Here is a 23481-nt window from a genome sequence, read left to right on the forward strand (position 1 = left end):
GTTACCGGAACCCTTTTAGTGTCGAATGCCTTTGCCACGCGCCAACATGCGCAGTGCAATGGCCGAAAGCAAAACAATAAAGACCAGAATCATACCAAGCGAAACGAACGGATTAACATCCGAAACACCCAGTATGCCGTACCGGAAACCGTTCACCATATACAGAATGGGATTGGCTAAGGACACGTTCTGCCAAAACTCTGGCAACAAATCGATGCTGTAAAACACGCCACCCAGATAGGTCAACGGTGTGAGCACAAACGTTGGCACGATGGAGATATCATCAAACTTGGTCGCCAGCATGGCATTGATAAATCCCCCCAACGAAAACAATGCGGAGGTCAGAAACACCGTAATGATCACCATCGGCAAGTTATGGATGGCCAGTTGCGTAAAGGCCAGCGATAACAGGGTAACGATCAGCCCGATAATCAGGCCTCGGGACATACCGCCCACCACGTAGCCAGCGAGAATGGTCCAGTTCGGTACCGGCGACACCAACAACTCTTCAATACTGCGCTGAAACTTCATCGAAAAGAACGACGACACCACGTTCGCGTAGGAGCTCGTAATGACCGACATCATGATCAACCCGGGAACAATGAACTGCATGTAGTCGAAACCGCCCATATCCCCAATGCGGGAGCCGATCAGGTTACCGAAAATAATGAAGTACAGGGTCATAGTGACCGCAGGTGGCAACAAGGTTTGCGGCCAAATCCGCGTAAACCGGCGAATCTCACGCAGAACAATGGTTTGAAACGCCGTCCAAAGAGCCAGAGGTGTCATGCTGTGCCCTCCTTCGCGCTTTCGGCTTCCGCGGCATTTTCTTCCACCATCCGAACAAACAGCTCTTCAAGGCGATTTGCCTTGGTGCGCATGCTACTCACCTTGATGTTTTGTCGTTCCAGCTCTTTGAACAGCGCGTTCAACCCCTGCCCTTTCGCCACCTCAACTTCCAAAGCACCGTCGCCGTTGATCAGGCACTTGAAGCCTTCCAGCTCGGGTGCCGCGCTCAGCGATTTTTCGGTATCAAGAATAAACGCCTCGACACTTAGTTGCTGGAGCAATTCCCGCTTACTGGTGTGCCGGATGATCTCGCCATGATCAATGATGGCGATATTCCGGCACAGGGCTTCCGCCTCTTCCAGATAATGAGTCGTAAGAATAATGGTGGTGCCCTGGCGGTTAATCTCTTCCAGGAACTGCCACATCGAGCGTCGCAACTCTATATCCACACCGGCTGTGGGCTCGTCGAGAATCAGCAACCGGGGCTCGTGCACCAACGCCCGCGCAATCATAAGTCGCCGCTTCATGCCCCCGGACAGCATACGGGCCGGGGTGTTGCGCTTATCCCACAAACCCAGTTTTTTCAGATACTTTTCAGCCGACAGGCGGGCTTTTTTTAAAGGAATACCGTAGTAACCCGCTTGGGTAGTAACGATGTCGAACACTTTTTCAAACTGATTGAAATTGAACTCCTGAGGCACCACCCCAAGATTCAGTTTGGCATCCGAAAGCTCGGTATCGATGTCCTTACCAAAAACCCGGACCTTGCCGCCGGATTTATTCACCAGCGAGGACACTATTCCCAGCGTGGTCGATTTACCGGCACCATTGGGGCCCAGCAAAGCAAAGAAATCACCCTCAGCGACCTGAAGATCAATTCCTTTCAGGGCGAAAAAACCATCGCCATAGCGTTTCTCAAGTTCTTCAATTTCCAATGCATAGGTCATAAGTAGAACCGCTGTTATTGAATACACCGCACTCACGGCAAATAGGTAGTGCGCTATGTGATTGAGGCAATTCGTCAAAATTCAAGGCGGCGCCAGATATTCATCCGCTGCACCCGAAACACCCAAACTGCGACAGGTTTCCCGATATAGACAAACCACCCTCCCTATAATGCCGTTACAACAACTTACAAAGCCTGTAACTGCCTTTGGCAAATCAGGTGATCGCGAAGGGATTGTACGACACACTATGGAACTCGTTCATCTGCGCCGTTTATTACTGCCACTTTCGACCGCCCTTGTGCTGTCCGCATGCTTTGACGGCGGGGGATCAAGCTCCGACGACACTCTGACCGGGCAAATCCAAAGCCAAGGCGTAAGTGGGCTAACCTACAGAACCAATTCCCGCGAAAGCACAACGGATGCACAGGGCAAGTTCCGATATTACCCCGGTGAAACGTTAACGTTTAAAGTCGGCACCCTGCCGATAGCCGACGGCGTCCCGGCTAAAGAGTTTGTGAGTTTTCTCGACTTCCAACCGGAACTGCGCGAAGCTCTGGAAACCTCAAAAGTCGATAGCCAAAATCTCAAAGACCACGCGTTGACCGAATCCACACTGTTGAATAACCAAGAACTGCTCAATCGCACCCGATTCATCATGGCCCTTAATTGGACCGAAGTTATCCAAGACGATGAGGGCATTGATATTCGCCCCCGAGTGATTGAACAACTCAATGCCGCGCTCGACGATCCTGCCCTTCCCGTAAGCGTCGATTTCTCAATACCCTCCGCCGAGTTCGAAGCCGAAGACTCGGCCGCCAACCAGTTACTGGCCAGTATTTGTTTCCATGAAAAAGGGGACCAGCTGTGCGGGGAGCCCCCAACGCCGGAGGAAATCGAGAATGCACCGGAGCGCCCCGAAAACGACGATGACATCGACCCGGACGAAACTTACAAGCAAGACCTTAAATCGTTAAGAGAACGCATCCTGCAGGCCGTTCGAAGCCTGGAGGACATCGATGCCCAAGGCGCCAAAGAATACCTGATAAAAGAACTGGCCGGCATCACCAATGCCATCGGTAGGCAATATTATCTTTCTGACCATGTCGCCTCACATCCGGCAAGCGATACCGCTTTAAAAACCATCGCGATTAGAAAGGTGGGTGGAGATATAGCCTTAACCAAGAACGGCATTGAGGCCGTCAGCACTCGCCCCCAAGACATTACGGTTCATAGCTGGAGCTGGCAAGAAGCCGATGTTGACTATTTCGTGGGCGGGGAAGCCGGCGGAGAGGCTGAGATTCTGATCAATTTAAAACCTGAAAATGACTACCGCTGGATTCGAAAATCACTTCGAGTAGTGATTACCGAGTAAAAATCTTACCGAGCGACCAACGCGGCTCGTTGGTTGCATCCAGTGACTTTAAATCGAGGCCATCGGTACCGTGCGGCAAGCACTCCCGAACCGCAAGGACTGCCCCCTGCGCTTTGCCCTCATTGTAGCGAGCCAAATCAACCACTTTACCGCTCTTTAGCGAGCTGCGCTCACTCGTCTGCATGATCATAACGCTTGGGAACAGCCGGCGTTCCGGGCTGTGCGAAACCACCACACCGCGACAACCGTCGGACAACTCAACCAAGGTTCCCGCAGGATAAACACCAACCGCCTGAATGAATGCCTCTACCAAATCCTTTTGAAACTCGATATTTCTCATTTCATAGAGCAAGCCCACCGCTTTGGCCGGTGTCATCGGCTCGTGCCCCTCACGCGGCGCAATCAGAGATTCGAAAAACTCCGCAATGCCCGCCACTTTCGCCAACAAGGGAATCCTCTCGCCACCAACGCCAGACGGAAAGCCAGACCCGTTGTGACGCTCTCTATGTCCCTGCACAACACTCAGGACCGCTTTGGAAATACCAGATGGCTGAAGAATTTCAACGCCACGCTGAACATAAGTTCTGAAAATGTCGAACTCTTCGACGGACAACTGCTGTTCGTGCTGAACGATTTCCGCCGGCAGAGTGGTTTTCCCCACTTGAGACAACAGGCAGCCAGCGCCAAGATGATTCAAAAGCCCTTCGTTCAAGCCGAGTTGGCGGCCAACCACCAGTGCCCAGACAGACGTATTCAACGCATGGCGATACACGAAATCGTCATATTGGCGGGTTCTGCTCAACCACAAAAGTGCGCTGGGTTGCCGGCAGACGCTTTTCACCATCTTTTTCGTGACGCCCGCCACCAACCGGGTATCCAGGCCTGCTTCCGAATGCACTGAGTCGAATATTCGCTCAAGCGCAACCTCGGCATCGCCCAACAACCGCTTTGAGGTTTTGACTTCTTTCTTTAGGGTGGTGGTAACTTTGTGATGAACCGGCTCACGAATGCTCAGAGGCGGAAGCGCCACCTCTGCACGACCATTCGCTCTTTGCTTGGAACGCGCGCGAAAGCCCACCACACTATTGGACTCAACGCTGGCCGACTCACGTGTTTCCGGCTCATCAACCATGACCCATTTACAGTGAGATACCAGCGCACGAACGTCGTTCTGCGAGCGAATGTAGAACCCTTGAATGGGGAACGGGGTCTGGTGCCACGGTCGATCCAGATCCGACACAAACATGCCGATCTCCAGATCATGTACCGCTAGCTTTCGTTGCTGAACCCCCACCGCATTCCCCTCAGATATAAAAGTCTCAGGGTACTAAGTGTGACATGCCCGCGCCTAGCTGCCATTACCGTTTTGTAGAGAAGCGTCACTAAAACAGGCTCTAAAGTAACGCTCCTTATCAATTCGATACCAAATGTACGGATGCAAACCCGTTCACACCTCGAAGCCCCCCGATCAATCTGCCTTGCACACCGATTCATCAAACGCGGGTAAGCGCGCGCCAAGCGAGCCTCGTGGCACTCTGCGTGCATAGACCGTATAAGCAACGGCTGATGCCCGAAGGTAATCCATGCTCACCACCTCGTCCCCTTTTGAAACCTCCGGAGCCAAGGGCCGACAAGCGACCGACAGCTGGAATTTTGCTCCGATGTCAGCGATACGCTCCACGGATTCAGGGCCAACCACTTGCAAGCATGCAACCTCATTGACCGGACCACTTTTATAAACACTCTCGTCCAGTTTTTTCTGGCCACAGGCTCTTACCCCTGCCCCGCAATCACCGGCTTGATTGTGGCTGTCGTCTGAAAGCCGCCAAACCCTGTCACTGCATTGGGTTTCTACTTTCATCGTAGTCGATTTATCGCGAATAAAAGACCAGCCCGGATAGTCAGCTGATTGCCACGAAACGCGTATTTGGCGGGGGTCACCCGATGAATTTTCCCCGGGAAACATCGCATAGTGCGTGTAATAGCTGGCACACCCCGGTAGAGCGAGTACAAGCAGAGTGAGGCCGACCAGTTTTGTGCGACAGGTGTTAATCAACAACATAAAAGCGGGCCTTCCCAAGCATATATGAATCCATAACCAACCTTTCAAAGGGCTGACGCGCTAGTCAGCATCCAGCGCGAATTGAAGCCCATACCCTTCATCGGTTTTGCGCACGACAACCATGTTCAATACCGGCGCGGGTACCGGCAAACCCTGAACTTGCACGACGACCCGATCGCCTAACGTTGGCTCAAACGAGACCCCTTCCAGCGCAATGAAAATTCCGCCATCGGAAATATCACGGGTCGGAAAAACATACTCGCCCAGCTTCTCATGAATAACCTTGACTCGGGCATTCATGGCCGTGCGACTGTGTTCCCTGCGATCACTTGTGGACATTCGGGGATTCCTAAGAAGTTACATCTTTTTATAGTGTTAAGAAGCATACCATCATTTTTATATGAATATGCCAAGAGAGTTATTGACTCAGGCTCACCCATGAATGAGAATGGTTGTCGTTTTGAAATGCCGTTGATACCCAATCACGGAACGCATTCACTAGCATCGAAATCAAAGGAAAGCACCTATGCGTATGAAATTAGCCGCAACCGCCGCTATGGCACTCGCAGCCATGCCTCTCAGCGCCTCAGCCGATGGCGAAGTTAACATCTACTCCTATCGCCAAGCATACCTGTTAGAACCTTTATTGAATGCGTTTACAGACGAAACCGGCATCGAAGCCAACGTTGTATTTGCCAAGCAAGGCTTAGCAGAGCGCCTTGAACGTGAGGGACGCAACAGCCCGGCTGACGTGGTCATGACCGTTGATATTTCCCGTATTAACGAGCTGGTCGAGCGTGATCTGGTCGCCGGCGTTGAAACCGACACTCTGTCTCACAACATCCCAGAGAACCTGCGTCACCCCGAAGGCAAATGGTACGCGCTTACCACTCGTGGCCGCCTGATCTTTGCCTCTAAAGAGCGCGTAGAAGACGGTGAGATCACGACTTACGAAGAGCTGGCTGATCCGAAGTGGGAAGATCGCATCTGTACCCGCAGCGGCAAGCACCCGTACAACATCGCCTTGATTTCCTCCATGATCGCCCATCACGGCGAAGCTGAAACCGAAGAGTGGCTGAAAGGCGTTAAGAACAATCTGGCTCGCAAACCGCAGGGCGGCGACCGCGATCAGATCAAAGCTATTGCAGAGGGCGAGTGTGACCTGTCCATCGGCAACAGCTACTACTACGGCAACATGCTGAAAGATGAGAACCAGCGCCCGATCGCCCAACAAGTCAACCTGATCTTCCCGAACGCAGAAGACCGAGGCACCCACGTGAACATCAGTGGCATCTCGCTGACCAAGAGCGCGCCGAACAAGGAAAACGCCATCAAACTGATGGAGTTCTTGTCATCACCGGAAGCACAGCGCATTTACGCGGAAGCCAACACCGAATACCCGGCCAACCCGGAGGTTAAGCCAACAGGCATAGTTGCAGAATGGGGCGACATTAACCCGGACGACCTTTCACTGCAGGAAATTGCAGATCACCGCAACGCCGCGGTAAAACTGGTCGATCGAGTGGATTACGACAGCTAAACATTGTCGTCCATTCAGATGATGTAAAAGGGTGCACGTCCAGTGCACCCTTTTTTGCGTTACTGACCGGCAACAAGATGACTCGCGTCATTGCAGGAAGCAGGCTCAGTAACTAAAATCGCAACACTTCTCATCACCATCTTCATATACAGGAACGCCATGACCGAGGTTGTTAGCAGTGCCGACCCAGGGCTTTCACAACCCCTACTGGCAAAACGCACCTCGAAACGCTGGCTGATAAGCGCCGTCGTCACCACCGCAATTGTTGCGCTACCTGTTCTTGCGGTCATTTTTCTTGCGTTATTCCCTGAAGAGAATATCTGGCCGCACTTAATCAGCACCACTTTGCCTCGCTACCTCATAACAACGATTCAACTGATGGTTGGCGTGGGCGCCCTCACGTTGATTATCGGGCTATCTACGGCATGGGCCGTTACCATGTGCGACTTCCCCGGCCGGAAATTTTTTGAATGGGCGTTGCTGCTACCCTTTGCTGTACCTGCCTATGTCATCGCTTACGTTTACACCAGCCTGCTAGATTATGCAGGTCCGGTTCAGCGAGCGCTACGAGAGTGGTTCGGCTGGCAAAACGCCAGCGAGTATTGGTTCCCCGAGATCCGTAGTCTGGAGGGTGCCACGCTTATGATTGGCCTGGTGCTCTACCCCTACGTGTATCTGTTGGGCCGCGCCGCGTTCCTTGAGCAGTCCCCGTCTCTCTTTGCGGTCAGCAGAAGCCTTGGCCACTCGGCCTTAAGCACGTTTTTCAAAGTGGTGTTACCCATCGCAAGGCCGGCAATTGCCGTGGGCCTGTCGTTGGTGCTGATGGAAACGCTGAACGATTTCGGCACTGTCGACTTCTTTGCCGTGCAAACCCTCACCCGCGGCCTGTTTGACACCTGGATGAACCTCGGCAACCTTGGCGGAGCGGCGCAAATTGCCACCACGATGCTTATTTTCGTGGTAATCCTGGTGACCTTGGAACGCTACTCACGTCGCCGGCAACAGCAGTTCGCAGCTCGAGACAACCGCGACCCAATCCGCCGTTTCAGCATGTCTTTTCCTCGCCAGATGATCTGTGTAGTGGTTTGTGCCATCCCGCTGATTCTGGGCTTTGTGATTCCCGGAGCAACCCTTGGCTACTACGCATGGGAATACTTCGATGTCAGTTGGAACCCGGATTTCGTGCGCAATACCATGAACAGCCTGTTCCTCTCAGGCACCGCAGCATTAACAACTCTGATCATCGGCGTCACGCTCGCGTACAGCCGGCGTTTACACAACACCAAGGGCATGAAAGTGCTTATGCGTCTGTCTAGTCTGGGATACGCCATGCCCGGAGCTGTGCTTGCCGTTGGCGTGATCGTTCCGCTCGCTGGTTTCGATAACTGGCTTGATTCACTGACTCGAGATTACCTCGGCATCAGCACAGGCCTGCTACTCAGCGGCTCAGCCTTTGCCCTGGTGTTCGCATATACCGTTCGCTTCCTCGCCGTTTCAGCTGGCAGCGTAGAAAGCGCACTGCAAAAAATAACACCCAGCATGGACATGGCGTCTCGCTCTTTGGGGCACAGCCCCGGCAAAACGCTGCTCAACGTGCATCTGCCGATGTTGCGGGGAACGCTGCTAACAGCCGCGTTGGTTGTGTTTGTAGACTGTATGAAGGAGCTGCCGGCAACATTGATTCTACGGCCCTTCAATTACGAAACTCTGGCAACCTACGTATACCAGTTTGCCTCTGATGAGCAGCTTTACCACAGCGCGCTGCCTGCTTTGATCATTGTGCTGGCGGGCATTGTTCCGATCATCCTCATGAGCCGGTCTATTTCCAACTCTCGTTCCATGAGTTGATTACGCCCTACCCTGCAGAAACAAAAAAGGCCCGACATCAAAATGTCGGGCCTTTTTACTATCGGTTGTTCAGCTTGGAACTTATTATTGCCAAATCACCTTTTGCTTCTGAGCGTACCAGCCATCAACCTTTGCCTGGTATGCATCTTCAACCACATTGCGCTTGAGCTTCAGCGTTGGGGTCAGGAAGCTGTTCTCAATCGACCATTCATCGCTAACCACAGTAATGAAGGCCAACTGCTCGTGGGGATCAACCGTCTTGTTAACTTCATCGATCAGGTTCTTGAAGCTTTCTTCGATCTTAGCCCGGAAATCCGCGTCGGCCGACTGCGGGCGGATCTCTTCAGATAACACCACCAGCGCGTGTGGCTGAGTCTGGTTCGCGCCCGACACACACACCATCTCGATGGCATCATGCGACATCAAGCTGTTTTCGATCGGAGCCGGAGCGATGTATTTGCCTTTACTGGTTTTAAAGATTTCCTTGATTCGACCGGTCAGTTTCAAACGACCCATCTCATCAATTTCGCCTTTATCACCCGTCCTGAGGAATCCATCTTCCGTAAAGGCTTCGGCGGTTTTCTCTTCATCCTTGTAATAGCCCATCATCGTGGCAGGGCTTTTTACCAGAACTTCACCGATCTCGCTGATCTTGGTTTCAACACCTGGCAACGCCTCACCCACGTACCCGGTGCGCGTACGACCCGGCTTATTCATGTGTGAGTAGGCAAAGTTTTCAGACATACCGTACCCCTCTAGCAGCTCGAGCCCGAGGTTGCGATACCAATCGAGAACGTCATGAGACAAAGGTGCAGAACCGGAACCGGCCAGCTTTACCTTACTCAAGCCAAGTCCTTTGAGAACTTTCTTTTTGATGACCTTGTTCAACAGGGGCACCTTAAGCAGACGCTCCAGCTTTTGCTTTGGCAGCTTCTGAAGCACGCCGTGCTGGAATTTCACCCACAGACGCGGCACTGACAAGAACAACGTTGGCTCTGCGCGCTGCAGATCGGCAACAAAGGTATCAAGGGATTCCGCAAAATAGAGCTCAAAACCAGCGTACAGCGAACCAAGCTCAACGAACGTGCGTTCAAATACGTGCGCAAGTGGCAAGTAAGACAACATCCGCTCGTTAGGCCCAACACCCAAGGTCTTAGTACCACCCACCGCGGCAAATGCCATATTTTCGAAACTCAGCATTACCCCTTTCGGGCGCCCGGTACTGCCTGAGGTATAAACGATGGTTGCCAGTTCGCTCGCTTCGCGCTGTGGCTTACCTTCCAGCGGAGGATACTTGGCGACAATATCGTCCCAGGTTTCAAAGTCGTTCGACGGGCTGAGCGGGTAGGAAATGCAACGAACAGAGTCTGGCACGCCAGGCTTCATCATTTCCCAATCGTCCAGCTTACCTACGAACAGAACATCACACTCTGCGTGCCCCAGAATGTAATTAACGGTGTCTGCATTCAGTGTTGGATACAAAGGCACGGAAATGTGACCGGCCAGCCAGATTGCCCAATCTGTCATGACCCAATGCGCGCAGTTTTTGGAAATAAGCCCAATGCGGCTCTTCTCCGGCAGGTTCAGCGATTTAAGGTAGGCCGCCATTCGGCGTGCTTCGTCGATTGCGCGCCCCCACGTATATTCAACAACCTGGCCATTGCCAATAGGCTGGGTCATGTAGAGTGAGTCGGCGTTCGTGGCCTCCCAGTGGTAGACCATATCGAGCGGGAGTTTTTGGGTGGAGTCCATGGATCTTCCTGTCTTTTCTTTATAGTTGGATGACTTGCGTATTATTAGACTTTAGTCGCGCAATGCAACACATGAGTGTATATCCAAATGTTGTCAATACGAAACGTTTTCGATTCATCAGCGCTTCGCCACTTTAAACCTGAAAACTGTCGATAGTCACTACCCTCAATGCCGTAAGCCTGTGTTAAACTGGCCAACTTTAAGTTTTCGACCCTGCACACAAGGGAAAACAACCCCAAAAACCGGAGATGGGCATATGGCCAAAAAGACCCTGCGCACCCTGCTCGGCGCGTCCTTGCTGGCGGCTGCAAGCCTGGTACAGGCTGATGACGCGCGCGTTGTAGCCATCACGCAAATTGTTGAACACCCCGCTCTAGACGCGGCTCACCAAGGCGTGAAAGACGAACTGGCAGAGCACGGATATATTGATGGCGAAAACTTACGCCTCATGCATGAGAGTGCTCAGGGCAATTCCGCCATTGCGACACAGATCGCCCGTAAATTTGTGGGCGAGAGCCCCGATGTCATTGTGGCTATTGCAACCCCTTCGGCCCAGACCGTCGCTGCGGCTGCGCGCAAGATCCCTGTGGTTTTCTCTGCGGTCACAGACCCCGTTGCCGCCAAGCTGGTTAAAAGCTGGGAAGCGCCGGGCGCCAACATCACTGGCGTCAGCGACATGCTTCCGATCGAAAAACATCTCGATCTCCTTCAGCGCGTCATGCCGGATGCCAAGAAAATCGGCACCGTTTACAATCCGGGCGAAGCCAACGCTGTTGCTTTGATTGAGCTGCTCGAAGAACGTCTCGCCGCTCGCGGTCTGGAGCTGGTCAAAGGCGCTGCAACGAAAACGTCTGAAGTTCTGGGTGCGGCCCGCTCGCTAGTCGGAAAAGCAGACGCGATTTATCTGACCACTGACAACACGGTCATTAGCGCCGCAGAAGCCGTTGTTTCCGTGGGTGAGCGCTCCAACATCCCGGTATTTGCTGCCGATACAGCAACCGTAGCCCGGGGCGCAGTGGCGGCTCTGGGCTTCGATTACTACAAGCACGGCCGTCAAACCGGCGCGATGGTCGTTCGTATTCTGGAAGGTGCCGAAACGGCCACCATGCCGGTAGAAACCATGGAAGAACTAGACTTGTTTGTGAACCCTACCGCTGGCGAGCGCATGGGTCTCACACTGTCTGATGACCTTATCAAGGACGCCAAAGAAGTCGTCAACAGCGACAAATAATGCCTGACCAACACGGGCGAGCCTCACAAAGGCCCGCCCGTTTTCTTTCACGGTGACCCATTACCCATGCTTAGCGAAATCGCATTTTACGGTGCTCTTGAAACCGGCCTCATTTACGGCCTAGTTGCTTTTGGTATCTATCTTTCTTTCCGTGTTCTGGATTTTCCAGATCTAACCGTCGACGGCAGCTTTCCTTTAGGTGCTGCCGTGGCGGCTGTTCTCATTATTTCAGGCTGGAACCCCTGGCTTGCTACCGGCATGGCGGTCCTTGCGGGCATGGCAGCGGGTGCAGTGACCGCCATCTTGAACGTAAAACTCAACATTCTGAATCTGCTGGCATCCATTTTGACCATGATCGCGCTTTACTCCGTTAATCTGCGCATCATGGGCCGTCCAAACCTGGCACTATTAACCGAAGAAACCGTGCTGACACCTTGGTACGACATCGAGTTTCTCGAATTTCACCAGGTATCGGTTGTGTTGTTTGCCATTGTTGCCGTTATCTCTCTGATCCTGCTATGGCGATTCATGAAGTCTGAAACCGGCCTCGCGATGCGCGCGACCGGCGCCAATGCACGAATGGCGCGTGCTCAAGGTATCGCCACCGGTGGCATGATCATTTTCGGTGTTGCGCTTTCGAACGGACTGGTTGGTCTAGCTGGCGCACTCTTTGCGCAAAGCCAGGGCGCCGCGGATGTCACCATGGGCGTAGGTGTGATCGTGATCGGCCTTGCATCTTTGATTGGTGGCGAAGCAGTCATTACGCCGTCATCGGTTATGCGCGCACTGATTGCTTGCGTTATTGGCGCCATCATTTACCGCCTGGCGATTGCTTTCGCACTGAACGCGGACGTTCTCGGGCTTCAGGCACAAGACCTCAACCTGATTACCGCGGTTCTGGTTACGCTGGCGATTGTTTTGCCGGGCGTACGCACCAATCTTACAAACCGCTTTAGCCGCAAGAAAGCCTGAGGAGGCCCTATGATCAGCGCAACCGATCTTAAGCTCACCTTTGGCAAGGGAACGCCTCTGGAGAATCCCGCCTTGCGAGGCATGAGCCTGACCGTCAATCAGGGCGAATTTGTGACCGTGATCGGCAGCAACGGTGCCGGTAAATCGACGTTTCTTAACGCCCTGTCCGGCGAGGTCATGGTCGATAGTGGCAAAATCGTTGTCGATAACCTTGATGTCACCAAACTACCAACCCACAAACGGGCCGGCCGCGTGGCACGAGTGTTTCAGGATCCACTGGCCGGCACCTGCGAAGGTTTGAGCATTGAAGAAAATCTGGCTCTGGCCATCAAACGGGGACAACGCCGCGGGCTTACCAGCGCAGTCAAACGGCAATACCTCGCACAGTTCCGGGAAAGCTTGTCTACGCTTAAGCTGGGCTTGGAAAATCGTCTTGGCGACAAGATGGGACTTCTTTCCGGTGGCCAGCGTCAGGCGGTTAGCCTGCTGATGGCAAGCCTAACCCCATCTTCCATCCTTTTATTGGATGAACACACCGCAGCGCTGGACCCCAAAACGGCGGCGTTCGTACTTGAGCTAACCACCAAGATCATTGACGAGCAGAAGCTGACGGCCTTGATGGTAACTCACAGCATGAAGCAGGCGCTCGAAGTTGGCACCCGTACGGTGATGCTGCACCAAGGCCAGGTGGTGTTCGACATTAAAGGTAAAGAACGTGAAGGCCTGGAAGTGAAAGACCTCCTCGAGTTGTTTGAAAAACAGCGGGGAATCACAGTGGATGACGACAGCCTGTTACTAGGCTGACGAAAAAACGGGAGCCGAACTGGCTCCCGTTTTTTCGGATAGTTATAAACTCAATGTCCGTATACACGCATCCTCGTATTCATGATCGCGAGATCATCCACGAAAACACTGCCCACCGATTGCTGACCTACTAGCAACTCATCAATGCCAATGTCTGCACGGAACGATGGCATATCGATGGCCAGGGAGGACACATTGCTCGATAGCCGTGCGCCTTCATAAATGTACAAGTCCACCTCGGCAAACAAGTCCAGCGGGCTCGGGAAGGTCAAATCGTAATCCGCACCGGTAATTTGCATACCGCGAACGCCGAGAGCCAGAAACGGCACATCAAACTCCATCGTTTCAATGGCAAAGCCGGTTCTAAGCCGCATAACATCCGAGGCGGTATCGATATGGATCGAACCACGCCCCATCAAGCCTTCGGCATAAAAGTAACTCATCAGATTCGTATGGTTGTTGCTGCCATCTGTCGCCAGCAAAGACCAAGCACCCGTCGTAATCCGAAAATCAACGGCGGCAAAGTTCGTGGGCACGATATTGATGGCTGCATCACCATCGCTCAGAAGATCAATATCAATTCGAATATTATCTAGCGTATCGGTCGCAGACGGGCCTCCAATGCCGTTGAAGCCAAAGAAGTCCGTGCGTTCCGCGCCCCCGATACTGATGTAATCAACAACGAACGCGCCTTCGTCCTGATACAAAAACCGATCGATACTAATTTTGGTTTCGAGTTCGATGCTGACACCAGCCTGGCCGGTAACATTACCCATGGACGCTTCATCCAAGGGCTGAAAACCGGCACCAGCCAGAGCCAACGCAGGCACTCCACTAACGAACAGCGCTAATAATGTTGGTTTCAGGCCTTTCATTATTTTTTTCCTTGTATAGTATTAGCCAATTCCTATGGGCCACTGCGGATGTACGACGCCACCAGCCTAGTTTACCGATACGTCGCCATACAAGACGTGCAGTGATCACAAATCCCTCAGCTTGTTCACTTATAAATCAGCCCCAGGAAACGTCCGTTTTGGGCCGATTTTCCTGAGCCGGCCAGAAGCTCAAGCCCCACACGGGGTTACGAACTTTCAAGTCTTTTTTCATTGAATTTCTTTGCTCGCGCTTCGCGATTCATAGGTTATCCCTTATTCACAAAACACTATATCCTGTTATACTCCTCGAAAATTAACCCATATGTAGGGTTATAGACGTGAACACAGTTTTTAAAAAAGCAGAGGGTGGCAATGAACGCTAAGGCACAGGCAGTGATCACAACGATTCCCATGCAGGAAGCTTCGCTCGACATCTGGGCCAGCAAATATCAGCTGAAAACCAAAACCGGCGAGTCTGTAGACAAAGACATTAATGCAACCTACGAACGGGTCGCCAAAGCCCTTGCTGAAGTTGAAAAAAAGAATGTACGAGACAAGTACATGAAGGAATTTCTGTGGGCTTTGCAGAATGGCGCAATTCCCGCTGGCCGAATCACTTCCAATGCGGGAGCTGAAGCCCACAAGCCGGCAACTTCCACGATCAACTGCACCGTGTCTGGCAACATCCATGACTCCATGAATGACATTCTGGAGAAAAACCACGAAGCAGGCCTCACCCTCAAGGCTGGCTGTGGTATCGGTTACGAATTTTCCACTCTGCGTCCCCGTGGTGCCTACGTGGCAGGCGCTGGTGCAACCACTTCCGGCCCATTGTCGTTCATGGATATCTTTGACCGCATGTGCTTCACCGTCTCCTCTGCCGGCGGTCGTCGCGGTGCGCAAATGGCAACCTTTGACGTTCACCACCCGGATGTCATAGAGTTTATTCAAGCCAAGCGCGAAGACGGTCGCTTGCGCCAGTTCAACTTGTCTCTGCTGATTACCGAAGATTTCATCGAAGCCGTGCGCAATGGCGATGACTGGCACCTGTCGTTCCCGGTCAGCCAGAAAGAAGTCGAGCAAGAAGAGCTCGATTTGACCGACACCAGCAAATTCCTATACCGCGATTTCCCGGTTCAGGATAGCTATGTAGTGAACGATGAAGGCAAAGTAGCCTGCCGCATCTACAAGACGGTCAAAGCCCAGTTCATCTGGGACACCATCATGACCAGCACCTACGACTACGCCGAGCCAGGCTTCATCTTGATCGACAAAGTCAACCAGATGAACAACAACTGGTTCTGCGAAGACATTCGTGCCACCAACCCTTGTGGCGAACAGCCTTTGCCTCCCTACGGCAGCTGCCTGCTTGGCTCTGTAAACCTGACTAAATTCGTTGACTACCCGTTCACCGAAAAAGCCAGTTTCAACTACGAAAAGTACCGCAAGGTTGTAGGCACCTTTACCCGCATGCTGGACAACGTGGTTGAGATTAATGGCCTGCCTTTGGAAGAGCAGCGCCATGAAATCACTTACAAGCGCCGCCACGGCATGGGTATTTTGGGGCTAGGCTCCACACTTGCCATGCTTCGCATGCCCTACGGCTCCGACGAATCCGTAGCCTTCACCGAAGAAGTGGTTCGCGAGATGGCCGTTGAAGGCTGGCGCCAGTCGTTGGCGCTTGCAGAAGAAAAAGGCCCTGCCCCCATCATGGACGACGAGTTTGAAGTGACGCCCAAGATGCTGGCCAAGTGCCCTGAACTGGCCAAAGACGGCCACAAAGTTGGCGACAAGCTGAAAGGTAAAGTGCTCCACGCCAAATACAGCCGCTACATGCAGAAGATTGGCGAAGTTGATCCGCAACTGGTCGAACAGCTGGCGGAGAACGGTGGGCGATTCACTCACCACACCTCAATTGCCCCAACCGGGACCATCAGCTTGTCGTTAGCGAACAACGCCAGTAACGGTATCGAGCCGAGCTTCTCGCATCACTACGCTCGCAATATCATCCGTGAAGGCCGTAAGACCAAAGAGAAAGTGGATGTGTTCTCGTTCGAGCTGCTGGCATATCGCCACCTGGTTAACCCTGGAGCCATGCCGTTCTCCGCGGACGAAGATAAAAAGCTACCGAGCTACTTCACCACATCCGACGATGTTACGCCGAAGCAGCACGTAGACATTCAGGCCGCCGCACAGAAATGGGTAGATTCCTCCATTTCCAAAACCGCGAACGTGCCTCAGGATTTCGCATATCAGGACTTCAAGGGCATCTATTTGTACGCCTACGATCAAGGCTTGAAAGGTTGCACCACCTTCCGCTTTAACCCGGAAGCCTTCCAGGGCGTATTGGTTAAAGAGAAAGATCTCGAGAACACTCTGTACGAGTTCACCCTGGATGATGGCAGCAAGGTCACCTTGAAGGGCAACGAACAGGTAGAATACGACGGTGAAGTTCATACGGCCGCCAACTTGTTTGATGCGCTTAAAGAAGGCACTTACGGCAAGTATTGATCCCGGAACCCGACAGATAGGACAAAGAACATGACAGTTAAAATCAGCAATCAGATTGTCGGCTACCGTGTAAAAAAAGCCGATACAGAAACCAGCAACGAAAGTCCGGCGGCCGCGCAGCCGGACACCAAGCCCGTTCAGATGAATGAATACATCGAGCGGCCTGACTTCTTGCTGGGTACCACCTACAAGATTAAGCCGCCGGTAGCAGAGCACGCGATGTACATTACCATCAATGACATCCTGCTCAACGAAGACACCGATCATGAAAGCCGCCAGCCGTACGAAGTATTCATCAACTCCAAGTCGATGGAACACTTTCAATGGGTTATTGCGCTGACACGGGTTATTTCTGCCGTCTTCCGCAAAGGCGGGGATCTTACCTTCCTCGTTGAAGAACTGCGCAGCGTATACGACCCCAACGGTGGCTACTTCAAAAAAGGCGGCGTATTCATGCCGTCTCTGGTGGCCGAAATTGGCGCCGTCATCGAGAAGCACCTGAAGGCCATCGGCCTGCTGGAAAGCGACGAGATGAGCGAAACCACCAAGCGCATCCTGGCGGAAAAGCGCGCTGAATTCGAAGCGTCGCACAGCACAGCCACTAACGATGACACCAGCAGCGACTACCCGGCCAACGCCACCATGTGTGGCAAGTGCAGCACTAAAGCGGTGATTGTGATGGACGGTTGCGCCACTTGCTTGTCCTGCGGTGACAGCAAATGCGGTTGATATAGCTCAACAGCAGTAAACGAAAGCCCGGCGGCGCGAGTTGCCGGGCTTTTTATTTTCCCGCTCGGCATGCATGCTCGCCTGTTCATTCTTGACGGTACACAGTCATGGTAAAATCCCTTGCTCTTTCAAGTCTTCTTGCCATTCTGGCCGTGCTGATTGCTTTTCAGTATTACATCACGTCCGTTCCCAGCCTCGAACAACCCATAAAGGCCGAAAATGCCCGCTATGTCGATAACGACAACTCGTTGCTCGTCTCAATGGTTGGAAGCGACGGCCAGTCTTTCACTATCGGCCTTCGCGGCGATATCGTCGAAAAACCGGAAGAAGCCGCACTGTTCTTTATCAGCCATCCCGACATTGTCCCCTATGTGTACTGGCCGGGATTACGCAGCAATGATGAAAAACGAGTGATAAAGGTACTCAGCCAATGGGCAGAAAACCTCAACAACCCGACAACCCTAGAGGACCGTTTTACCGGGACTGTTCATGAGAATGATTATCCGAATGCAGATGCGGCAGCGTATCGGATTTACTCGCTATTAAAGAACAGAAACTGATGCCGGGCCAAGGCTGGATTTTCCTGTAGTTGTCGGTATGCTTCAAAGAGCGGTCAACGTCTTTTGGCCACAACCTGCTTTCCAACACAGGTAGACACTGAAACGATATGACTACAGCCACTGCAATTACTATTCGCAAATATCGGATTAAAGACCTGAGCCCGGTCGTGCGCTTGTTTACCGATTCCGTTCACGAGCTGACGGCAACGGCTTACGACGAAACTCAGCGATACGCCTGGGCTTCCCGGACACCGAATCTGGACACCTGGCAGGATCGGTTGGCCTCACTGGAAACGCTGGTCGCAGAAGACGGCAATGCGCTTGCGGGTTTTATCTCTTATGAAGCTGGGGGCGCAATAGATCTCGTATTCACCGCACCGAACTACGCCCGCCAAGGTATCGCCTCAGCTCTATACCAAGAGGCAGAACAACAGCTCCGGGAAAAAGGCGTTAAAGAGCTTGAAACCGAAGCCAGTGTCATAGCCCGCCCTTTCTTTGAAAAGCACGGCTTTGAAGTGGTCGAAGAGCAGCAAGTGACCATAAAAGGAGCGCATTTCCTGCGCTTCAAAATGCGTAAAGAACTACAAGGCTGACAGAGCAATGTACTACGGCATTTCAAACAGCACCATTGGATGGGTGCTTGCCGTGTGGGATGAGCGGGGGCTGTATACGGTCGAGTTGAGCGATCACGAAACGAAACTCATGGCTTTGCTCAAGGCTCGCTTTTCCAGTCTGCAGACAACACCGGTTAACGGCGAAAGCTCCGAGTTATTTGGTAGCATCATACAGGCGCTTGAAAACCCGGAAATCCGATTCGACTATCCCCTAGTCCTCGAAGGCACCGGATTTCAGAAACAAATTTGGCAAGCTCTGCAAGCCATCCCGCCGGGGCAAACGATTACCTATTCGGAACTGGCCAGCCAGCTCAATAAGCCCAATGCCGTGCGGGCTGTAGCGAACGCATGCGGAGCAAACCGACTGGCCATTATTGTCCCCTGCCATCGAGTCGTACGCTCTGACGGCGGCTTGGGAGGCTATCGTTGGGGTATCGAACGAAAACAAGCACTGCTCAATCGCGAAGCGAAGCTGGCAGCCATCGTTTCTTAGCTTTGTCGAGCAGGTGCCGCACATCATTATCCCAAGGATGAAAGTTGGGGCTGTAATACCTCAGATATGAAGGGATCATCTTGCGAAAGATTCCCGGCTGCCCCCACATATAATTCAGCGCGCCGGCCCAGGATTTCAGGTTACCCAGCTCGCCCTCCTCTTTCATCAGCTGCACTAAATGAAGTGACGTATAGAATGGGAACATCACGCTGACGTACACCATTTCCGTAATTCGAACGAACTCGCTACCACCCACCGTGCGATAGACGTCGAAAGCCACCGACTTATGCTCGGATTCTTCAATCGCATGCCAAGCCCAAACCGGAGCAATACGCGGATCCATTTCATCCAACGCATCAAATTTCAACAAAAACTCTTCTGACATCATCGCGGTGAAATGCTCGACAGCGACGGTGTGGGCTAGCTGTCGCTCAGGGCTGAGATGTTTTCTCATCCAATCCATGAACCACTGAATGTCACGTTCGATTCGCGCCAGACCGACCCCTTTTTCCTCCAGACACCCGTTCATCAATTTGTGTTCTTTCGAATGATGAGCTTCTTGGCCAATAAAGGCACGGATCGCGTTTTGCAGATCGGGGTCACTAATTTGATCCTGATAGTACCGTACCGAATCAATGAAGAACCGTTCACCGGGAGGAAAGCTGGCCGACAAAGCTGCCAGCAGGAGTGTCTTGGCGGGATCGTTATCCCACCAATATTTAGGTAGATCTTGCGACAACTCGAAATCAGGTCTGCGCACCACGGGCACAAACCCTTTAGGTGCCAAAGACCTGTAAACCTTTTTTGTTCCCGCCTTTACTCTGTTCGCGGCCATGTTCATCACAAACCTCCCGCCCTATACTATTAAACTAGCATCAGGCTAGACCTATTCGGCCCTCGAAGGCAGGTTTTAAGAGGCCAAATTGATCGGATGAACAGAAATCTCCTGATTAAGGCAGGCCAGCATGGGTGCCACATCCCGCAGTTTACGGGCTTCGGGCCACAAGCGCTCCGCTTCGGGGAACCCTTGCCGCAGAAAATTGAGCCACTGCTTAATGCGCCCGGTTACAAACCGGTCTTCCAACCGGGTCTGCAAGGCCGCGGCGTATTCACGCACCAGTGCCACCGCTTCCGGCCAACTCATCGGCTCCAAAGATTCTCCGCGCTGGGAGGCTTTGATTTGGGCTGCCAAATCCGGGCGAGCGATCAGCCCCCGGCCAATCATTACATCGTCACACCCTGAAACTTCCCGGCAGCGCCAGTAGTCGTCAACGGTCCATATTTCACCATTGGCGATAACATGGCTGCGGACCGCTTCGCGAACTTTGGCGATCTCTTCCCAGTAGGCCGGCGGTTTATAACCGTCCACCTTGCTACGGGCATGGATAACGATTTCCGATGCGCCCGCCGCGTCCAAAGCCTGACCGCAGGCAACGCCCATGGAGCGGTCGTCGTATCCCAAACGCATTTTTGCAGTCACCGGCACATCGGCAGGAACCGCTTTTCGAACGCCGGCCACGATCTCGTACATCAGTTCCGGCTCACGCATCAGCACACAGCCACCTTTATGCCGGTTTACCGTTTTCGCAGGACAACCGAAGTTGATATCGACCTGGGTAGCCCCCAGTTCGGCGACTTTCGCGCCGTGTCGTCCCATCATTTCGGGGTCTGACCCCAAAAGCTGAACGGCCACCGGAACACCGACCTGAGTCAGGGACTGGTTATGCAATTCTGGCGCGTATTTGTAGAAAATACGGGGCGGCAACATACCCTGGGTCACACGAACAAACTCGCTGACACACCGGTCAATACCACCGACCTTGGTCAGGGTTTCACGGATGGGTGCATCGACCAGCCCTTCCATCGGGGCAAGGATGATTCGCATGAAAGCTCCAGAGCAATAACAGAATATTCAGAGTGAGGCTGATCAAAAATCAAGCGGAGGAGGATTGTAAGGAATTTACCGGAAAGTTGATAGCAGGATACTCCCCTATCGGAGCATCCTGCCGATTTGTGCTGGTTTATTTTTGCAGATCAAAACGATCAGCATTCATTACCTTGGCCCACGCTCTGACAAAATCATTTACAAACTTCTGCTGATTGTCGTCCTGAGCATACACTTCGGAGTACGAGCGCAGGATTGAATGAGAACCGAACACCAGATCGACGCGGGTCGCCGTCCACTTCAGTTCACCCGTTTTACGGTCGCGAATCTCATAGAGATTGCTGCCTACCGATTTCCAGGTGTTCCCCATGTCAGTCAGATTAACGAAAAAGTCGTTGCTCAATACCCCGACACGGTCGGTGAATACGCCTGCACCACTATCGCCGTAGTTAGTGCCAAGCATACGCATCCCGCCAATCAACACCGTCATCTCTGGTGCCGTCAGGCCGAGCAAATGAGCGCGATCGAGCATCAGCTCCTCCGGCTTGACCACATAATCTTTCTTCAACCAGTTCCGGAATGCATCAGCCACCGGCTCCAATGGTTCAAAAGACTCTGCGTCGGTCATTTCATCGGTTGCGTCGCCTCGCCCTTTCAGGAATGGAACTCGTACCGTGTAGCCCCCGGCTTTGGCCGCCTGCTCAATGCCTACACTGCCACCAAGCACAATCACATCGGCCACGCTGGCACCGGTATCCGCAGAAATCCGCTCGTAGACGTCGAGGACTTTCGCCAGCCGAGCCGGCTCGTTGCCCTCCCAACGGTTCTGAGGTGCCAAACGAATCCGCGCCCCATTCGCACCGCCGCGTAAGTCAGAGCCTCGGAAGGTACGGGCGCTGTCCCATGCGGTGCTGACCATTTCGCTAATGCTCAAACCGCTTGCGGCTATCTGCTGCTTTACGACTTCTTCGCTGTAATCCAGGTTTCCAGCAGGAACCGGATCCTGCCAAATCAGCTCTTCAGCGGGCACATCCGGGCCAATATAGCGAGTTTTCGGTCCTAAATCGCGATGCGTCAATTTAAACCAAGCCTTCGCAAAGGTATCCCGAAAATACTCGGGATCGGCCATAAACTTCTCGCAGATCGCGCGATACTTGGGATCCATTTTCATCGCCATATCCGCATCGGTCATAATCGGATTGTGACGCACCGACGGATCGCTGGCATCCCGCGGCTTATCTTCTTCTTTAATATCGATCGGTTCCCACTGCCAGGCACCTGCCGGGCTCTTTTTTAGCTCCCACTCATAGCCAAACAGAAGCTCGAAGTAACCCATATCAAACTGGGTCGGGTTCGTGGTCCAAGCGCCTTCAATACCAGAGCTGACCGCACGACTCGCCAACCCATTCATGTTCGGGTTATGCCAGCCAAGGCCTTGGTGCTCCAAGTCGGCCGCCTCGGGATCAGCCCCCAACACCGACGGATCACCATTACCGTGGCATTTACCAACGGTATGCCCACCAGCCGTCAAAGCGGCGGTTTCCTCATCGTTCATCGCCATCCGGGCAAAGGTTTCACGCACTTGTTCGCCGGTCTTCAACGGGTCTGGTTGTCCGTTTACACCCTCGGGATTGACATAAATCAGCCCCATTTGAACTGCCGCCAAGGGGTTTTCCATGGTGTCAGGCTTGCTGATATCGTCATAACGCTCGTCGGACGGCGCCAACCACTCTTTCTCGGAGCCCCAATAGACGTCTTTTTCAGGGTGCCAAATATCTTCACGGCCAAAGGAGAAGCCGTAAGACGGCAGGCCCATCGATTGATAAGCGACGGTACCTGCAAGCACCAATAAATCGGCCCAACTGATTTTATTGCCATACTTCTTCTTGATCGGCCACAGCAACCGGCGGGCCTTATCCAGACTGACGTTATCCGGCCAGGAACTTAAGGGGGCAAAGCGTTGGTTACCGCTGCTCGCACCACCCCGGCCATCAGCCAAGCGGTAGGTTCCTGCTGCGTGCCACGACATGCGAATCATCAAGCCGCCGTAGTGCCCCCAATCCGCCGGCCACCAGTCCTGGCTTTGCGTCATCAGGTCGTGCAGATCGTTCTTGATGCCTTCGAAATCGAGTGTTTTTACCTCTTCCCGATAATCAAAATCGTCACCCATCGGATTCGTTTTTTGATCATGCTGGTGCAAAATGTCCAGATTCAATCCTTCTGGCCACCAGTCCGTCACGTTACGACTCGTGGTCGAATTCGCCCCGTGCATCACCGGACACTTGGCACTTGGGTTATTGTGCGACATAGACTTCTCCTACTCTTCAGTGTTTCGTGAAATGCGCCATCGCAAAGTTCTCCCAGTAATCAAACATGATTTGGGAGACATCACTCCATATACGAGACTTACAGTCCTTAGGTGCTGACATAGCATCATCCTTTCGCATCTGATTTAGATGAGGCCAGATTACATTCACGAGAAACGAAGAGATAATTA

Annotated in this window: 21 protein-coding genes; 11 read left to right on the plus strand and 10 right to left on the minus strand. The window is 52.9% G+C overall.

The window, feature by feature from the left end; genetic code table 11:
* Window positions 1-15: 15 nt before the first annotated feature.
* Window positions 16-789, minus strand: coding sequence for an ABC transporter permease (locus tag MWU64_RS08375; RefSeq protein WP_247063433.1), 774 nt, complete (start codon window positions 787-789; stop codon window positions 16-18).
* Window positions 786-1736 (minus strand): ABC transporter ATP-binding protein, encoded by a 951-nt coding sequence (locus tag MWU64_RS08380; protein ID WP_247063435.1) that lies wholly within the window; start codon window positions 1734-1736, stop codon window positions 786-788. The genes MWU64_RS08375 and MWU64_RS08380 overlap by 4 nt, the downstream gene beginning before the upstream one ends.
* 247 nt (window positions 1737-1983) lie before the next feature.
* Between MWU64_RS08380 and MWU64_RS08385 the strand changes: the two genes are divergently transcribed.
* Entirely contained in the window at window positions 1984-3108 is a 1125-nt protein-coding gene (locus MWU64_RS08385) for an organic solvent ABC transporter permease (protein ID WP_247063437.1), read from the plus strand.
* Here MWU64_RS08385 and MWU64_RS08390 read toward each other — a convergent pair.
* From MWU64_RS08390 to MWU64_RS08400, 3 genes are all read right to left on the minus strand, one after another.
* The gene (locus tag MWU64_RS08390) at window positions 3098-4402 is read right to left on the minus strand and encodes an HD domain-containing phosphohydrolase (RefSeq protein ID WP_348645552.1); all 1305 of its coding nucleotides are present in this window, start codon (window positions 4400-4402) and stop codon (window positions 3098-3100) included. The two genes, MWU64_RS08385 and MWU64_RS08390, sit on opposite strands and share 11 nt — an antisense overlap.
* A gap of 174 nt (window positions 4403-4576) precedes the next feature.
* The gene (locus MWU64_RS08395) at window positions 4577-5170 is read right to left on the minus strand and encodes a hypothetical protein (RefSeq protein WP_247063440.1); all 594 of its coding nucleotides are present in this window, start codon (window positions 5168-5170) and stop codon (window positions 4577-4579) included.
* 60 nt (window positions 5171-5230) lie between these two features.
* Window positions 5231-5509 carry a PilZ domain-containing protein gene (locus MWU64_RS08400; RefSeq protein ID WP_247063441.1) on the minus strand — a complete coding sequence of 93 codons (279 nt, stop codon included), beginning with the start codon at window positions 5507-5509 and terminating at the stop codon, window positions 5231-5233.
* Between the two features lie 187 nt (window positions 5510-5696).
* Here MWU64_RS08400 and MWU64_RS08405 point away from each other — a divergent pair, with 187 nt between their 5' ends.
* Window positions 5697-6710 (plus strand): Fe(3+) ABC transporter substrate-binding protein, encoded by a 1014-nt coding sequence (locus MWU64_RS08405; RefSeq protein WP_247063442.1) that lies wholly within the window; start codon window positions 5697-5699, stop codon window positions 6708-6710.
* Window positions 6711-6869: 159 nt separating this feature from the next.
* Entirely contained in the window at window positions 6870-8558 is a 1689-nt protein-coding gene (locus MWU64_RS08410) for an iron ABC transporter permease (RefSeq protein ID WP_247063443.1), read from the plus strand.
* Between the two features lie 84 nt (window positions 8559-8642).
* Here MWU64_RS08410 and MWU64_RS08415 read toward each other — a convergent pair whose 3' ends face one another.
* Entirely contained in the window at window positions 8643-10310 is a 1668-nt protein-coding gene (locus MWU64_RS08415) for an AMP-binding protein (protein WP_247063444.1), read from the minus strand.
* Window positions 10311-10566: 256 nt separating this feature from the next.
* Between MWU64_RS08415 and MWU64_RS08420 the strand changes: the two genes are divergently transcribed.
* From MWU64_RS08420 to MWU64_RS08430, 3 genes are all read left to right on the plus strand, one after another.
* Entirely contained in the window at window positions 10567-11541 is a 975-nt protein-coding gene (locus MWU64_RS08420; protein ID WP_247063445.1) for an ABC transporter substrate-binding protein, read from the plus strand.
* 66 nt (window positions 11542-11607) lie between these two features.
* The gene (locus tag MWU64_RS08425; protein WP_247063446.1) at window positions 11608-12513 is read left to right on the plus strand and encodes an ABC transporter permease; all 906 of its coding nucleotides are present in this window, start codon (window positions 11608-11610) and stop codon (window positions 12511-12513) included.
* Window positions 12514-12522: 9 nt separating this feature from the next.
* Window positions 12523-13317, plus strand: a complete 795-nt coding sequence (locus tag MWU64_RS08430; RefSeq protein WP_247063448.1) for an ABC transporter ATP-binding protein — start codon at window positions 12523-12525, stop codon at window positions 13315-13317.
* A gap of 50 nt (window positions 13318-13367) precedes the next feature.
* Here the strand turns inward: MWU64_RS08430 and MWU64_RS08435 are convergent, their stop codons facing one another.
* Window positions 13368-14192 carry a DUF6160 family protein gene (locus MWU64_RS08435; protein WP_247063451.1) on the minus strand — a complete coding sequence of 275 codons (825 nt, stop codon included), beginning with the start codon at window positions 14190-14192 and terminating at the stop codon, window positions 13368-13370.
* A 372-nt stretch (window positions 14193-14564) separates the two neighbouring features.
* Here MWU64_RS08435 and MWU64_RS08440 point away from each other — a divergent pair, with 372 nt between their 5' ends.
* From MWU64_RS08440 to MWU64_RS08460, 5 genes are all read left to right on the plus strand, one after another.
* Window positions 14565-16703 (plus strand): adenosylcobalamin-dependent ribonucleoside-diphosphate reductase, encoded by a 2139-nt coding sequence (locus MWU64_RS08440; RefSeq protein ID WP_247063454.1) that lies wholly within the window; start codon window positions 14565-14567, stop codon window positions 16701-16703.
* A 30-nt stretch (window positions 16704-16733) separates the two neighbouring features.
* Window positions 16734-17432 carry an NrdJb gene (locus tag MWU64_RS08445; protein WP_247063455.1) on the plus strand — a complete coding sequence of 233 codons (699 nt, stop codon included), beginning with the start codon at window positions 16734-16736 and terminating at the stop codon, window positions 17430-17432.
* Window positions 17433-17539: 107 nt separating this feature from the next.
* Window positions 17540-17992, plus strand: coding sequence for a hypothetical protein (locus MWU64_RS08450; protein ID WP_247063456.1), 453 nt, complete (start codon window positions 17540-17542; stop codon window positions 17990-17992).
* Between the two features lie 107 nt (window positions 17993-18099).
* On the plus strand, window positions 18100-18585 hold the full coding sequence (locus MWU64_RS08455) for a GNAT family N-acetyltransferase (protein ID WP_247063457.1): 486 nt from the start codon (window positions 18100-18102) through the stop codon (window positions 18583-18585).
* Between the two features lie 7 nt (window positions 18586-18592).
* Complete coding sequence (locus MWU64_RS08460; RefSeq protein ID WP_247063458.1) at window positions 18593-19099, plus strand: methylated-DNA--[protein]-cysteine S-methyltransferase; 507 nt, start codon at window positions 18593-18595, stop codon at window positions 19097-19099.
* Here the strand turns inward: MWU64_RS08460 and MWU64_RS08465 are convergent.
* The 3 genes from MWU64_RS08465 to katG form a co-directional block, all read right to left on the minus strand.
* Window positions 19062-19940, minus strand: a complete 879-nt coding sequence (locus MWU64_RS08465; RefSeq protein ID WP_247063459.1) for a metal-dependent hydrolase — start codon at window positions 19938-19940, stop codon at window positions 19062-19064. The genes MWU64_RS08460 and MWU64_RS08465 overlap by 38 nt on opposite strands.
* A gap of 69 nt (window positions 19941-20009) precedes the next feature.
* Entirely contained in the window at window positions 20010-20984 is a 975-nt protein-coding gene (locus tag MWU64_RS08470) for a tRNA-dihydrouridine synthase (protein WP_247063460.1), read from the minus strand.
* Window positions 20985-21120: 136 nt separating this feature from the next.
* On the minus strand, window positions 21121-23292 hold the full coding sequence (gene katG / locus MWU64_RS08475; RefSeq protein ID WP_247063461.1) for a catalase/peroxidase HPI: 2172 nt from the start codon (window positions 23290-23292) through the stop codon (window positions 21121-21123).
* Between the last annotated feature and the right edge of the window lie 189 nt (window positions 23293-23481).

The organism is Marinobacter sp. S0848L (genome assembly GCF_023016065.1).
Classification (GTDB): domain Bacteria; phylum Pseudomonadota; class Gammaproteobacteria; order Pseudomonadales; family Oleiphilaceae; genus Marinobacter.